Source organism: Brevibacillus sp. M2.1A (genome assembly GCF_013284355.2).
Lineage (GTDB): Bacteria > Bacillota > Bacilli > Brevibacillales > Brevibacillaceae > Brevibacillus.
Window position 1 is genome coordinate 3,075,048 of the sequence record NZ_JABSUY020000001.1, and the last position, 14,221, is coordinate 3,089,268.

At 44.6% G+C, this 14,221-nt stretch carries 13 protein-coding genes; 9 read left to right on the top strand and 4 right to left on the bottom strand.

Annotation, left to right across the window (positions count from 1 at the left end):
* Positions 1-500: 500 nt before the first annotated feature.
* The 4 genes from HP567_RS15185 (at position 501) to HP567_RS15200 (ending at position 5,842) form a co-directional block, all read left to right on the top strand.
* On the top strand, positions 501-2,198 hold the full coding sequence (locus HP567_RS15185; RefSeq protein ID WP_173609630.1) for a molecular chaperone HscC: 1,698 nt from the start codon (positions 501-503) through the stop codon (positions 2,196-2,198).
* Positions 2,198-4,054, top strand: coding sequence for a J domain-containing protein (locus tag HP567_RS15190; protein ID WP_173609629.1), 1,857 nt, complete (start codon positions 2,198-2,200; stop codon positions 4,052-4,054). Before HP567_RS15185 ends, HP567_RS15190 begins: the two co-directional genes overlap by 1 nt.
* 13 nt (positions 4,055-4,067) lie before the next feature.
* On the top strand, positions 4,068-4,733 hold the full coding sequence (locus HP567_RS15195; protein WP_173609628.1) for a DUF1266 domain-containing protein: 666 nt from the start codon (positions 4,068-4,070) through the stop codon (positions 4,731-4,733).
* A gap of 557 nt (positions 4,734-5,290) precedes the next feature.
* Positions 5,291-5,842: a glutathione peroxidase gene (locus HP567_RS15200; protein WP_173609627.1), complete on the top strand. Its 552-nt coding sequence runs from the start codon at positions 5,291-5,293 to the stop codon at positions 5,840-5,842.
* Between the two features lie 260 nt (positions 5,843-6,102).
* Here HP567_RS15200 and dat read toward each other — a convergent pair whose 3' ends face one another.
* Complete coding sequence (gene dat, locus HP567_RS15205) at positions 6,103-6,954, bottom strand: D-amino-acid transaminase (RefSeq protein ID WP_173609626.1); 852 nt, start codon at positions 6,952-6,954, stop codon at positions 6,103-6,105.
* A 318-nt stretch (positions 6,955-7,272) separates the two neighbouring features.
* Between dat and HP567_RS15210 the strand changes: the two genes are divergently transcribed.
* On the top strand, positions 7,273-8,610 hold the full coding sequence (locus HP567_RS15210; RefSeq protein ID WP_173609625.1) for a M28 family peptidase: 1,338 nt from the start codon (positions 7,273-7,275) through the stop codon (positions 8,608-8,610).
* Between the two features lie 222 nt (positions 8,611-8,832).
* Here the strand turns inward: HP567_RS15210 and HP567_RS15215 are convergent, their stop codons facing one another.
* Positions 8,833-9,840 carry a hypothetical protein gene (locus HP567_RS15215; protein ID WP_173609624.1) on the bottom strand — a complete coding sequence of 336 codons (1,008 nt, stop codon included), beginning with the start codon at positions 9,838-9,840 and terminating at the stop codon, positions 8,833-8,835.
* A gap of 156 nt (positions 9,841-9,996) precedes the next feature.
* On the opposite strand from HP567_RS15215, the gene HP567_RS15220 reads away from it, so the two are divergent.
* The 3 genes from HP567_RS15220 to HP567_RS15230 all read left to right on the top strand — a co-directional run bounded on the left by HP567_RS15220 (position 9,997) and on the right by HP567_RS15230 (position 12,139).
* Positions 9,997-10,560 carry an NADPH-dependent FMN reductase gene (locus HP567_RS15220; RefSeq protein ID WP_017247978.1) on the top strand — a complete coding sequence of 188 codons (564 nt, stop codon included), beginning with the start codon at positions 9,997-9,999 and terminating at the stop codon, positions 10,558-10,560.
* 99 nt (positions 10,561-10,659) lie between these two features.
* Positions 10,660-11,091: a transcriptional regulator MntR gene (gene mntR / locus HP567_RS15225; RefSeq protein ID WP_173609623.1), complete on the top strand. Its 432-nt coding sequence runs from the start codon at positions 10,660-10,662 to the stop codon at positions 11,089-11,091.
* Between the two features lie 118 nt (positions 11,092-11,209).
* Positions 11,210-12,139, top strand: coding sequence for a patatin-like phospholipase family protein (locus tag HP567_RS15230; RefSeq protein ID WP_173609622.1), 930 nt, complete (start codon positions 11,210-11,212; stop codon positions 12,137-12,139).
* Between the two features lie 40 nt (positions 12,140-12,179).
* On the opposite strand, the gene HP567_RS15235 is transcribed toward HP567_RS15230, so the two are convergent.
* Positions 12,180-12,539 carry a hypothetical protein gene (locus tag HP567_RS15235; protein WP_173609621.1) on the bottom strand — a complete coding sequence of 120 codons (360 nt, stop codon included), beginning with the start codon at positions 12,537-12,539 and terminating at the stop codon, positions 12,180-12,182.
* A 36-nt stretch (positions 12,540-12,575) separates the two neighbouring features.
* The gene (locus HP567_RS15240) at positions 12,576-13,523 is read right to left on the bottom strand and encodes a DUF1385 domain-containing protein (RefSeq protein ID WP_173609620.1); all 948 of its coding nucleotides are present in this window, start codon (positions 13,521-13,523) and stop codon (positions 12,576-12,578) included.
* A 124-nt stretch (positions 13,524-13,647) separates the two neighbouring features.
* Between HP567_RS15240 and HP567_RS15245 the strand changes: the two genes are divergently transcribed.
* Positions 13,648-14,160: a YqhR family membrane protein gene (locus HP567_RS15245; RefSeq protein WP_173609619.1), complete on the top strand. Its 513-nt coding sequence runs from the start codon at positions 13,648-13,650 to the stop codon at positions 14,158-14,160.
* The last annotated feature ends 61 nt before the right edge of the window (positions 14,161-14,221 follow it).

A 14,221-nucleotide genomic window follows, 5' to 3' on the forward strand; every position in this document is an offset into this window, starting at 1 on the left:
CAAATACAGTAGATGGAAGAAAATACACTATTTTTGATTTAGTCCCCACCTTTTTTTGTAACGTGTCGTTACTCTATTTGTACTTGGAGTTCGGTTATATAGTCTTTATGGTTTGAAGAAGCATAATTATTCGAAAGCGAAACTTCGTATACATTATTCTCTTTTGAAAAGCCTAATGACTTCATTCATGGATTGACGAATAACAAAATGCGGAAATGTAACTTTCAATGTATCGGGTTCTTCGTCCTTATAGTCCTTCAATGTATAACGGAGGTTGTCAACATACGAGGATAGGTTGTAAGCCATTGTTTATAGACTTGTGCGAGAATGATGAAATTGGAGAAAGTGGGACATTAAACTAATTCTAAGAGTGACAGGAACCATATTATAAACCTTTTGTTTTTGATCGATTTTTAATACTATAAATACTATTGAATATAATTACTAAATAACGGTTGAGCTGTTATACATTACATGAGAAATGAGGGTATTCATATTCTATGACAACGATAGGTATTGATTTGGGAACTTCGAATAGTCTGGTAGCTTTTTGGTGTGATAACGGTCCCGAGCTAATACCGAATGCGTTGGGAGAACACCTTACTTCATCTGTTGTAAGCATCGATGACAATGGTGAAATTCTGGTTGGCCAAATTGCAAAAGAGCGTCTCATTACCCATCCCCATGTAACTGCAGCAGCCTTCAAACGGTATATGGGTACAGAAAAGCTGTTTAAGTTGGGGCAGTATTCATTTTCTCCTGAAGAGCTTTCCTCTTTTGTCCTAAAAGCATTGAAGGCAGATGCTGAAGCATTTTTTGGAGATGAGGTTACGGAAGCGGTGATTAGCGTTCCGGCTTATTTTAATGACTCTCAGCGAAAGGCAACCAAGCGTGCTGCCGAATTAGCCGGGTTAAAAGTAGAGAGGCTCATCAGTGAACCTACTGCCGCTGCGATCGCGTATGGACTTCATCAGGAAAAGTCCGATACCAAATTCCTGGTCTTTGATTTGGGGGGAGGAACCTTTGACGTTTCTATACTCGAGTTTTTTGAAGGAGTCATGGAGGTCAAATCGATAGCAGGAGATAACTATCTTGGTGGCGAGGACTTCACCAAGCTACTCGCTGCCTATTTTGTTGAAAAAACAGGGATGGATTCTGAGGCTCTAGATGCCAAGGCACACTCTGCCATTGTCAAACAGGCGGAACTTTGTAAACGGATGATTGGCCGAGATCTGATTGGAAAAATGAACTTTACCATAAACGGCAAAACACATGAAATCAGCTTGGATCGAAATGAATTTGAGAAGCTTGCAAGTCAGCTCTTGCTTCGTTTGCGCCACCCGATCGAGCGAGCATTGAGAGACGCATCTCTTACTCCTGAGGAGCTGGATGCTATCATTCTCATCGGTGGTGCCACCAGAATGCCGATAATCAAGTCGACTGTTAGCAAAATGTTTGGACGCTTGCCCTACTCGCAAATCAACCCAGATGAATCGGTAGCGATTGGAGCTGCGATTCAAGTTGCTCTCAAGGAGAGAAACGAAGCCTTAAAAGAGATTATTCTGACGGATGTATGCCCTTATACGCTTGGAACCGATATTGTGAAAAGAACAGCAAGTGGCTTTGAGGATGGACATTATCTGCCGATCATTGAACGTAACACGCCCATACCGGTGAGCAAAGTAAAGCGTCTGTATACAGTCAATGATGATCAGACTGCGATTCTCACCGAAATATACCAGGGGGAGAGCCGCCGTGTCGAGAACAACATCAAACTGGGGGAACTCAAAGTAGAGGTGCCAAAAGGTCCCGCAGGCCAGCAGTCTATAGATATACGCTATACCTATGATATTAATGGGATTTTGGAGGTTGAAGTTACTATAGTCAGTACTGGCTTGAAAAAGAACATGATTATTGAGAAAAACCCAGGAAGCCTGTCACCTGAGGAGATCGAAGCTCGTCTTAACGAATTGAGAGATATCAAAATCCATCCGCGTGACAGGGCCGAAAATAGACTGTTGCTTGCTCGGGGTGAACGGATGTATGAAGAATCCCTTGGGGACAAACGGACAGAAATTGCATATTTACTGGAAAAGTTCGAAGCTGTGTTAGCCACACAAGATCAGCAACTGATAAAAAAGGCAACTTTAGCGTTTAAAAAACAACTGGATCATTTAGAAGGGTGGTTCGACTACTAATGGGTGTGTGGGAGGTACTTGGGATTGAACCCACAGAAGATATTCAATCGATTAAAAAAGCCTACTCCCAAAAACTGAAGGTTCACCACCCCGAGGATGATCCGGAAGGCTATCAAAGGCTAAGAGAAGCATATGACTATGCAGTGAAGGCTGCGAAAAAGGGTGCCATCAAAGAAACTGGCCCGTCGTTCAGCGATGAAAGCAACATCCATATCTGGCCCAATCCTCCCAACACGGTCGAGCTAACAGTTGAAACGATAGACCGACCAGAAGAGATTGACCCAGTAGATGAATTCATGGAACAAGTTGAAGAGGTGTATTCTGATTTCTCTTCCCGTATCAGCCATGAACAATGGTCAAAGCTTTTAAATAACGATATTGTCTGGAATGTAAGGCTCAATGAAATAGTAGAAGTAACCTTATTGGATTTCTTGCATGAACATCGGTTTCTTCCTAAAAGAGTTTGGGAATCCATCGAATACTGTTTTCGATGGCGTGAACTAGCAACAGAAGATCCGGATGATCGAATGGAGCTTTTCACCGAAGAGTTTTACCATTTTTATTGTAGACAATTGGATGAACCTGCTCTTCGTTATACCTTTATACAGCATGCAGCCGATTTAGACTACGATGTGTTTCTGAACAAGCGGGAGACGGCATATCAGGCACTTAAGGAAAACAATCTGGAACTGGCAGGTCAATCGCTTGATGAAGCCTATGCGATGTATAAAGATGATCCTGACTTGCTTCGGCTACAGGGTGAATACTTCCTTCGAATGGGTGAAAAGGAGTCTGCTCTTGCTGCAATGGAACACGGAATCCGTATTTATCCAGATGACATCGATTGGTATCTGATTCGATCTCGGATATGGTATGAAACCCATCAATTCGTAGAAGCAAAAGACGAGTGTCTGTACATCCTCTCACGTATGCCTGCCAATATGGGTGCCCTGCGTCTGTTGGGGAAATGCTTCATTCAGCTTGGTGAGTTAGAGAAGGCAGAGGAGAACTACTTGAAGATATTGGAGAGTTTTCCGAATGATATCGATGCCATAACCAGCCTTGCACAAATCCGTTCTGAGATGGTGGAGCGGGCCAAGCGGATGCCCATTTTCACCAGAAGATCAGTCATAAAGAGATTGTATAAAAAGCTTGGGAAGCCAAATTTTTTTGGCAGTGTGAAACTGTTTTGGATGCAGTTGCCCAAAGCAGGTGTCGCATTCATTCTATCCTTCATTCTTTTTCTACATGTTTTGTTATCTGATTCTTTCATCAATGATACCGGATTAACACCTATCTCCTATCTAAAAAATAGGATTCATCCTGTAGAACTATCTTCCACTGAGGTGCTGAATCAACTGGATTATTCTGATGTCGCCCAAATAAAGCTTCCCAGTGTTCAGTTTCTAGGAATAACAGAGTATCAATTAAAAGCCCAAACGGGTGCTATCAGTACTCGATATAATTCTTCCTACAGTAAGAAACGTAATTGGGCTCGAAGCATTCTCCCCACAGGATGGTTTTATGTTGCTAAGCTTGATAACTCATCAATCGTTTTATTGGTCTCAGATGCTAATCAAGCCGTGCAGATACAAAAAAGTAATTTCATTGATTCGCCAGGAACAATCGTGAAAATGCCGGAAGAGTTACCTGACTATGTATGGGAAGTTTTGCAGATTACAGACTTTGGATCCAAATACAAAGATTCCAAATTTGTTGTCGATAAACTAATTGTTGTACATAATGTCACGAATGAAGTTCCTGTTAAAGCAGTGATTTATTCCGTATTGTTACTAGTTCTCTATGCATTTTTGCTTCGACTGTTTGTCAGAACCTACAAAACGGTCCGATTCTAATAAGGAGGAACCGATGGCACCCACCGTTCTTACCTATAATCAGAAGGGTCACAGATTATTTCTGCGAGCTCTTTCGTCTGTTTGCTTTAGCAAAAGTGGAGCCTACTATTATGCGTTATATCATGAAAATTTAAGTAGACGAACGTGCCTATTTCTTCTTAAGGAAAAACAGATTACAGATAAGACCGCACTCATTGATACAATAAAATGGCTCATATCGGAAGGGAAGAGGGAAGAATTCAATCGTCTCCGTCATTTCTTATTTACTTTTTCCGAATCAGAACGAACGGCATACATTCAAGCGTTACCCGAGGACCATCAATCGAAATCTCAGTTGATTCTTGTCGATTACTATTCGAGAGGTCTGCCTTCAGCGGGGATTGCTGCTCATGACTATGCTTGGTGCGTCCTTTTATCCAGAGCTGGCTTGAAACTCGGTTACTTGCAAAAGGATCAGGCAATGGAATATATGTTAAGTGCTGCAAGACTGGCACAACAAGCGTATTCCGGATGGAGTGAATATATTGCCGGTTTTGTGGCAGGAATTGATTTTCTAATTCCGGATACGTCTTTCCAAACTGCTAAAGAAAATCGAGGTTTCTACACCAAGCTGCTCGCCTCTAGGCACAGTCCCATGCGTCAAGTTGATTGGAATGTAGCTCTCAACAGTAATAAATGATCTGACCTTCGTAAAATATCAGTCCTCATTCGTACCAAGAAAATGTAGGGCTGGCTTGATTTTGAGTAAACCAAACAAATGTTCAAAACATAGAGTGGTTACCAACACGTCCTCGTCGATTAACACGAGGGCGTGTTTTTAAATAGAAATATGGGATTATATAGGGATATTGGAATGATATGTGACACAAATAATTGCCCATCCGTCTTACCATTGGTTGGATCGATGCTCTAACCGGCAAAGTCATCGGGGAAGAAGCTGAACTGGCAGGGGAGCTCGTCAAGGTGTCCCGCCAATAAATGACGTAACAGCGGATTTGCTCTCGCAGCAATATCGGCTGTTTTTTGGTGCGCCTAGCATGGGCGTCGTTGTTCACTGAAAAGTCCAGTCCTAGTATTTCAAGGCACCGAATGATTTGGATGATATAGTTTATTCCTATTAACATTATTAATACTATATATTAGTCCAATAGAGGAAGTGGCCTTATTATGTAATTAAACTGCGGACGTCTAAATTTCGGTTTTGCAGAGGCAACATAATAGGGGAGGAACGATATCATGTCGATTTATGATTTTCAAGTCACCTCAATTAATGGAAAGCTGGTTGAATTGTCAGCTTACCGAGGGAAAGTTCTCCTCATAGTCAACACTGCCAGTAGGTGCAGCTATTCTCGTCAATTCGCTGGTCTTCAAAAGCTTTATGAAAGTTACCATGAGCAGGGGTTTGAAATACTTGGGTTTCCTTGTAACCAATTCAACGAGAAAGAGCCAGGGAACAACTCGGAAGTGCGGGAATATTGTGAGAGCAACTTTGGAGTGACCTTTCCGTTATTTGAGAAAATGGAGGTTAGAGGTCAGACTGCTCATCCATTATTTCAATTTTTAACAGAGCAAGCGCCATTTCAAGGTTTCGATACTCAGACCTCGGACGGTCAATGGATGCAGAGCTTTCTGCAAGAAAAGTATCCTGACATATACGCTGGTGTTGAGATCAAGTGGAATTTCACAAAGTTTTTGATCGAACGGAACGGTCATGTATACGGAAGATACAAAACAACGACGGAACCATTGGAAATAGTGCCAGTAATTAAATCACTGCTTTTAAAGTAAATGAATATTTTCGGCCATTCAATTAAACATCCCTGTAAAGGCTAAGAAATGGCCTTTGCCAAAAAAAGAAGAACTAACGAAGACGTTAGTTCATTCATAGGCCGAAACAGCAGCGGTAGTCTAAGACTTTATTTTTCACATCTTAGTCCGCCGCTGTTTCTTTTATTGAACCGGTCTTAAACTTATTTTGCGAAGGCTGCCGAATATATATTTGAAAAACCGCGTTAGATCAATAACCCCAGACTAAAACGTTATTTTCATTACACGAGTACACTTGTGTTGATATGCTGTTCAAACAAGTCTTGTAGCGTAAGTGCGACGGGTCCTGGCTGTCCGTTTCCGACAGCGACGCCATCTACCGAGATGAGCGGCATGATTTCCGCGGTCGTGCTGGTGAGGAATATTTCATTGGCTTGCTTCAAGAAAGCAATGTCGAATGCTTCTTCATGGACAGTGATGCCATTGTCTCGAGCCAAATCAATGACCACTTGCCGAGTAATTCCGTGCAGGATCAGATTGTCAGCCGGATGCGTATACAGCTCGCCATTTTTCACGACGAACAAATTGGAAGAGCTGCACTCTGTGATGATGCCGTTGCGGTGCAAAATTGATTCTTGGGCACCTGCATCCTTTGCGTATTGTTTGACGAGAACAGCTCCCAGCAAATTGAGCGTTTTGATATCGCAACGCAGCCAGCGAATATCTTCGACGAGCTGAGCTGTCCAGCCTTTCTTCATATCAGCAACAGGGCGGTCCTTGCGACGGACAAAGCCCATAATCACAGGCTGGATTCCAGACGGAATATCGTGTACACGCGGAGCGGTGCCACGAGATACTTGCAAGTAAAGACTGGCGTCGTCATTCTCCGTGATGTTGTTCTTGGCGATTAGCTGATTTGCTAAGTCTGTCAGCTCTTCTGCGTTCCATGGGAGCTCCATTTTTATTTCTTTGGCACTCCGAAATAATCGGGTAAGATGACCATCCCATTGGTACATGCGCCCCTTATAAATGCGTACTACTTCATAGATGCCATCCCCAAAGTTATAACCGCGGTCTTCTGGATGAACTGCGACTTGGCCTTCTTCTACCCATTTTCCATCTACATATAGCATGGTGCTTCCCCCTCAATGGATTCCAATCCGTTTCTTTCAAACGGTTTTTTGTTGATTCCACCTTAGCAAAAGGCAAGGACATCGGTCAATTTGAAAGTCGCCTTTTCTTTATCAATAATTTTACGGAGTAAAGCCTCTTTCTATTAAGAATTCATATGGAAGGAAGTCATGCGAAAAATCGACGTTTTGGGCAGAAGAAAGCGAAAGCTGTCCAGGGATGGCGCAGGATGAAGTTATTTGACTAACTATTCTGACTAGACTCGGTTTGTCGTAAACACCCATAATAAATAGCAAAGAGCGAAGGAAAGGGAGAATGCCATGCGATCTGTCCGTCATTATGCGCTATGTGCCCTGCTTGTCTGTGGAACGATATTGCCGATACCTTTCCTTTCCCATCGTGTTCATGCAGAAGAAGCTCAAGATTGGATCGATCGTGAACGCTTGTACAGCCATGTCGAGCAATTGGCGAGAACAGCCCGTCCACCTGCTACTGAAACGGAATTTGCGGCAGCGGTCTATGTGGAAAATACACTTCAATCTTACGGCTATAAGACCAAGCTCGATCCATTTTCTTATTATACGTACCGAAATCCTACTACTCTATCACTGACAATGGAAGAATGGCCGGGTCAAAAATGGACAGTAAGTGGATTTACTTTTGGGATCAATGGAACCGCAACAGCACAAGTGGTGGATGCAGGATTGGGAAGGGCGGTTGATTTTGCGAATGATGCCTCCCGGGGAAAAATTGCCTTGGTCAAGCGGGGCGATATTTCGTTCGGAGAAAAAGTACGCCAAGCAGCGGCTGCAGGAGCCGTTGGTCTGATTATCTGGAATGATCGGGAGGAAGGTTGGAATGCTTCACTGGGCGAACCCTTGGATATCGCTGTTCCTGTAATCGCTTTGTCCAAAGCGGATGGTACGAAGCTCCAAAAACGCATCTTGGACAAGCAGCCCGTGAAGGGAACCGTCAAGGTAGAAGGAGCCGTAACGACCAAGCAAACCTCGTATAATATCGTGGCAAGCCGAAAGCCTAATCAAAATGACACCGGGCAGGTCGTTATGGTATCCGCTCACCATGATTCCGCCGGGTTATCAGCCGGGGCAAATCACAATGGCTCTGGTGTAGCTGCCTTACTTGAGATAGCGCGTAATATCGCTGACAAGCCGATTGATACGGAAGTGAGGTTCGTTAGCTTTGGCGCGGCTACTTCGGGAAGCAGAGGTCCGATTGCTTATGCAAATGCCTTATCAGCCAAAGACCGACAAGCTATGATTGCAGCCTTTTATATCGAAGGGGTGGGCAGTCAAAAGGCGGAACTCGTTGCAACCAATTCGCAGGGAAACGAAAATCTGCCAACCCAACTCCTGAGAGCAGCAGGGGTGTCTCCAACAGATAAGGATGGGAAACGTGAACGAAACGGTGCAGCGGACTCTTTAGCCGCCGCGGGTATTCCTACGGCACTTGTGACGAGTGCAGGGATGGGACAAACAACAGATGACTCCATCGCGCAGATTGATTGGGCACAAATCGCAACGGCGACAAAGGCGGTTCTTTCAGCGATTGACAAAATTACAGAGCAAACAACGCCAGCTTATCCGATCGGTTCTCCAAATGGGGGACAGCGGAGAGCGGAAAGTGAGTCTTTGCAGTAAACAGTAAACGTTTCCTTCGGGGGACGTTTTTCGTTTGTGGTAAAATGAGGGAGAGTAACCATGTATAGAGGAGGCCTACATGACGATGAGTCCTTTAAATATTTTGGTGTTTATTCTTTTTTTCTTGGTAGTGGTCGGAATATTGAATTGGCTCCTATAATGGCGAAAAAAAGTGGCCAAGATTCTGTCTTGACCACAGGAGCTACGAGTAAACAATCCATGTCAATTTTGGTGCTTCCAAACGTACCAGCCCATTAAGAACATGCCGCAATAGGTCGCTGCACTGGCGATTGCAGACATACTCCACGGAACAACGAGTGTAAGGACAGAGAATACAAAGACGGTAAGCAGCATGACGACAATGAGTGGCAGCATTTGTAGATGTTGACGTGTCGCAATTGGATGTGTCAACGAATAGAGGAGGGCTGCGACAATGACTCCACCATGCACGAGTGAGAGGATAGCGAGAAGCCAATCGCCACCCGGTATCATTTGCACCAATATTTGTTTGATAGGCAATACAGAGGCGTGGGCATCATGCCAGTGGGCAAGAAGGATAGCTTGACCTGACATCGTGAACAAAAGAAAGATTCCAGCTCCGATCATTGCGCCCATCCGAACAGATTGCTCATGGGACGCATGTACTGCCAATGGTAGGGTCGTGGCCAAGCCGATGAGAAAATGCAAGGCAAGGAAAAATACGGCGTGAATCAGCCAGTTCACGTTCATTTGATAACCCAAGCTCGGTAGAGGCACATGGGATTGTGCACTGAAAATCAATCCGAATAATACTAAACCGATGGATAGAGATACGGCTGTTGCAGTGACAATCCATCTCCGACGATTTATGATAAAGAAGATGGCTGCAATGGTCAGAAGGATGAACCAAAGAGGAGAGACCCCCTCCAAGAGGAAATCTGCCTGTTGGCCAAGCATGACTCCTGTATACCCCAATAGCAGAATGTGGGTGATGACAGATAGGCTAGAAGCGAACGCTTCGCCACACAATACGTAGTACAGCTCGTACAGGGAGCGAATTTGCTTGCGATGGCAAAAGGTCAACAGCTGGACGCCGAACCAGCCGAGGCCAAGAGCCGCAAGTGCAATGCCTATTGTCCCCCAGGAACCGAAATAAGTAAAAAAGCGTAACCATTCATATCCACCCAAGTAGAATCCGCCTAACGCAGACCCTCCAAAAAGCACGGCGATACGCCAAGCGACTTTGTCCATAGGCATCATCCTCACTTGCAACTTGGTACAAGTGTATGAGACAAACAGGTACGTTCAGAACAGATGATATTAAATAAACATAAATGTTTACAAATTATACTTAATGGAATATAATGAGGAACATACCAGTATTTAGATTATCGATGGGGTGAAACCATGAAAATTGTAGGAATAGCCGGAAGCATGAATGCCAATTCTACGACAAAACAAGCGATTCATATTGTACTTGAAGCCGCGAAGGCTGCAGGTGCCGATGTTGAAATGATTCATCTGGCGGACTGGAAGCTGCCACTGTATGATGACCGTGATGATACCAGTACGTACCCTGAAATTGTCCATCAATTTGTCAAAGCGGTTTCTGAAGCAGATGGATTGGTAATCGGTTCGCCTGAATACCATGGCACGATGACAGGTGCTTTGAAAAATGCCATTGACTTCCTGGAAGGGCGCATTTTGCGTGATAAGCAAGTTGCCATCATTGGTGTCGCTGGCGGAAGTATGGGTGCTACGAACACGGTCAACACCTTGCAATTAATCATGCGCAACCTGCATGCATGGCCGTTGCCATCTAGCCCTTCCATCCCAAGTGCTTACAATGCCTTTACACCAGAAGGCAAGCTGAAGGATGAGCGATTGCAGGCGCGCATGGAGCAATTGGGTCAACAACTCGTACAATATGTCCAAATGATGAACCCAACACCAGAAAAACAGCTACGATAGGTACTTTTCTCTTGCAAATGCTTCTCATTACACGGTATCATATTTCTACGTGCCTTTTTTGGCTAGATGAAATAACGGTTTGGAAATGAGGGGTTCACAATGCCGCCGACGCCGAGTATGGAAGACTATTTGGAACGCATTTACAACTTAATTGAAGAAAAGGGCTATGCTCGTGTCTCCGATATTGCTGAAGCGTTGGAAGTACATCCCTCTTCGGTCACGAAAATGGTTCAGAAACTAGACAAAGACAAGTATCTCGTTTATGAAAAATACCGTGGGCTTGTCTTGACGGCAAAAGGGAAGAAAATCGGAAAACGCCTAGTAGACCGTCACAGTCTTCTGGAAGAATTTATGCGGATCATTGGCTTGGATGAAGAGCACATTTATCAGGATGTGGAAGGAATCGAGCACCACCTGAGCTGGGAATCGATTACATGTCTGGAGTATCTGGTTCAGTACTTCGAGGCAGATCCAAAGCGTATAGAAGAGCTTCGTAACATTCGTTTGTTAGATGAGCAAAAAGAGGAATAGTCCATATCGTTATCGTATTATAGCGCAAGCCGACCAGGCTTGCGTTTTTCTTTGTGGTAACGGAAAAGCTGTCGTCTTATACATGGAAAAGGGGAGGAATTTTAGGGAGGGGAACAACGTGAAAGCGGATGCAGTCTTTGAAGGTGGCGGTGTAAAAGGAATCGCTTTTATCGGTGCCTTGCGAGTCATGGAGGAGAATGGATACACATGGGAAAGGCTCGCTGGTACCTCGGCAGGGTCCATTGTTGCGGCTTTGCTCGCCGCAGGCTATTCCAGCCATGAGTTGAAACCGATCTTTGAAGAGCTGGATTACCTTCACTTTCTCAAACGCTCAGGGCTGGGCAAGCTCCCTCTCATCGGACCAATCTATGAACTCGTCGTGCGAGAAGGGATTTATCGAGCAGATCGAATTGAGTTGTTCATAGAGGAGTTGTTATTACGAAAAGGAGTACGAACATTCGGAGATCTTCCACCTGGTAAGCTGAAGATTGTCGCATCTGATGTCACTGACGGAAAAATGCTTATCTTTCCCGACGATTTGGTACGGTATGGTATAGAGCCCGATCAATTCCCTGTGGCACGAGCCGTTCGTATGTCTTCCTCCATTCCGTTTTTTTTTCAGCCAGCAAAGCTGACAAATGCTGGACATGTACATTACATCGTCGATGGCGCATTATTGAGCAACTACCCCGTTTGGTTGTTTGATGTACCGGGGACTCCGCGGTGGCCTACGATTGGTTTTCGTCTGAGTGATGATCAAGACAAGAGAGAAGCGACCAGCATCAAAGGTCTTTTTTCCTTCTCCCGGGGATTGCTGGCGACTATGCTCGATGCTCATGACCGTCTCCATGTGGAAAAGGCAAAAGCCGTCCGGACGATTTTTATCCATACATTAGGGGTGAGAACCACTCAATTTCAGCTGTCAAATGAAATCAGGCAACAATTGTTTGAATCAGGGGAGGGAGCGGCTCACAAATTTTTGGCACAATGGGATTTTGAAGATTACGTCAAAGTGTTTCGCAATCGTTCTCCGAAAATGCTGGTCTAATAAAAAACAGGTTGCCGATTCAGGCAACCTGTTCTTCTTTTTAGTGGGAGATATTATTTTGGGATTTTTCGTCTTGCTTCTCTTTTTGCTTCCCTTTGCTGCCTTCGATCACACGAAACGGATGATCTTTTCTAGGGGTAGTCGACTGCTTTTTCACTGCTTGCCGAGCGATGGAGGGCTTTTGCTTCACCTTGACCTTTGGCTGTCTAGGTTTGCCCGCTCCTGCGCCTTGTGAAAAGAAGGAGCCGGTTTGTAAATAGTTGCGCACGACCAAGAAAAGTACAACGGATAATCCCAAGATGACAATCGTACTGACAGGATCATTGATGAGAGTGATCAAAAATCCGTAAATCGCCAATACGATCACTATCAGAATCACTGGTGGAATGCGGCGTAACATAGGGCTTCACCTCTATGGGAATAAAAATGCCTCACGTTATCCGGTCGTAATCATTCTTTCCTGCACGTGCTTCTGATCAAGCTCCCGCATCTTCTGGAAGGAAGCGATGGCTACCTCGACTTGGCTGTCATCTGGTTCACGAGTTGTGATCTTTTGCAGCCACAATCCTGGATAACCAAGATAACGTAGGACGGGTACATCACGGAGCTTGTTTGTCCACTGCAAAACCTCATAAGAGACGCCGATTACCAGTGGCAAAAGAACAATGCGTTGTACGACCCTCTCCGTCAGGGAGTCATAACTGAACAGTGAGTAAATCACTACACCGACGAACACTGAGAAAATGAGAAAACTGCTCCCGCAACGATAATGCAGAGCGGAAAATTTTTGTACATTGGCTACTGTTAATTCTACCCCGGATTCGAATGCGTTAATCACTTTATGCTCGGCTCCGTGGTATTGAAAAAGCCTTTTAATCAACGGAGTTTGTGCAATCGCTGTAATGTAGCCGAGGAGGAGCAAAATTTTAAATCCGCCTTCAGCCAACGTTTGAGGAACGCCATCCGGTACCCATTTTCCGAGTAAAAAGTCTGCCAGGAAAACAGGAACGAGTGTGAATACGAATTTCCCGAACAAGAAGGAAAGTACCCCGACGACAGCAACACCTAGAATCATGGTGAGCTTCGATGGACTTTCAGAAACTTCTTCTCCAGACTCCATACTGTATTGTTCAGAGGCGAAGTTGAGATGTTTGGCCCCATTGGCGCTGGCTTCGACCAAACCAACAATCCCACGCAAAAACGGAATCTTTTTCAGCGTAGTAATCCATTTATATTCGGACCTAGGGGATTCAAAATACTCAATTTCATGATTTTTTTTGCGAACAGCCGTAACAGTCGTGGTTTTGCCACCGAACATAACTCCTTCGATGACGGCCTGACCGCCGTAGCTAGGTACGTTTTGTTGCGCCAATACAATCACCATCCTTACCACTATATTAACGGAAATGGCGACTTGAAGCTACAAGGAGTTCGCACTTTTCCAACAAATGTAAAGTGAAAGTGAAAAGCTTGGAGGAAGAGCATACTAGAGAACAGAGGTGATGGAAATGGAAATAAGCAAAACAGGACGGAGGCACAAGCAAGCACGCGTATCCCATACAGAGGAAGGAAGGAAAGGGAGTAAAAGAATCTCCGCTTCGAAGATTTTGGAGGTTGCATTCTGGGGAACGATCATTTGGGGGCTCGTTCGATGGATTGCTCACTTTTTGAACATGACCCCGTACGGAGTGGGGGCGTTTGCACGTCCTTTTATCAGCATCGAGGACGAAAATACGTTTGCGAGCGTGTGCCTTGGTGGTATTGTGCTGTTTGTTGAAACAGTAGTTGCTTCCTTTGTGTTTAGCTTGCTATTTAGCCGGATCCGTGCGTGGTGGTTGGGACTCGTATACGGGGCGGTCATGTTAGTGATAGCGGGTTTCTTCTTTCATATCGGAAATTGGGAAATAGCCACCTTAAGTACGGAAGGCGCTTGGTACTTGACGTTTGGTTTATTCATAGGGATGACAATTATGCTTGAACAATCAGACGAGAATCATGCATGGAATGAGTCCACAAGGTAGGAGGATTTCTCCGTTCCTTGTCAAAATGGATGTACCAATGTTCGAAATGTTGCTTTGGCGA

Excerpts from the sequence above, each read along its gene's own strand:
- HP567_RS15190 (WP_173609629.1), top strand. The coding sequence starts at position 2,198 with ATGGGTGTGTGGGAGGTACTTGGGATTGAACCCACAGAAGATATTCAA.
- dat (WP_173609626.1), bottom strand. The coding sequence starts at position 6,954 with ATGCTATATGTAGATGGAAAATGGGTAGAAGAAGGCCAAGTCGCAGTT.
- HP567_RS15210 (WP_173609625.1), top strand. The coding sequence starts at position 7,273 with ATGCGATCTGTCCGTCATTATGCGCTATGTGCCCTGCTTGTCTGTGGA.
- HP567_RS15185 (WP_173609630.1), top strand. The coding sequence starts at position 501 with ATGACAACGATAGGTATTGATTTGGGAACTTCGAATAGTCTGGTAGCT.
- HP567_RS15245 (WP_173609619.1), top strand. The coding sequence starts at position 13,648 with ATGGAAATAAGCAAAACAGGACGGAGGCACAAGCAAGCACGCGTATCC.
- HP567_RS15220 (WP_017247978.1), top strand. The coding sequence starts at position 9,997 with ATGAAAATTGTAGGAATAGCCGGAAGCATGAATGCCAATTCTACGACA.
- HP567_RS15235 (WP_173609621.1), bottom strand. The coding sequence starts at position 12,539 with ATGTTACGCCGCATTCCACCAGTGATTCTGATAGTGATCGTATTGGCG.
- HP567_RS15240 (WP_173609620.1), bottom strand. The coding sequence starts at position 13,523 with ATGGTGATTGTATTGGCGCAACAAAACGTACCTAGCTACGGCGGTCAG.
- HP567_RS15215 (WP_173609624.1), bottom strand. The coding sequence starts at position 9,840 with ATGGACAAAGTCGCTTGGCGTATCGCCGTGCTTTTTGGAGGGTCTGCG.
- HP567_RS15200 (WP_173609627.1), top strand. The coding sequence starts at position 5,291 with ATGTCGATTTATGATTTTCAAGTCACCTCAATTAATGGAAAGCTGGTT.
- mntR (WP_173609623.1), top strand. The coding sequence starts at position 10,660 with ATGCCGCCGACGCCGAGTATGGAAGACTATTTGGAACGCATTTACAAC.
- HP567_RS15195 (WP_173609628.1), top strand. The coding sequence starts at position 4,068 with ATGGCACCCACCGTTCTTACCTATAATCAGAAGGGTCACAGATTATTT.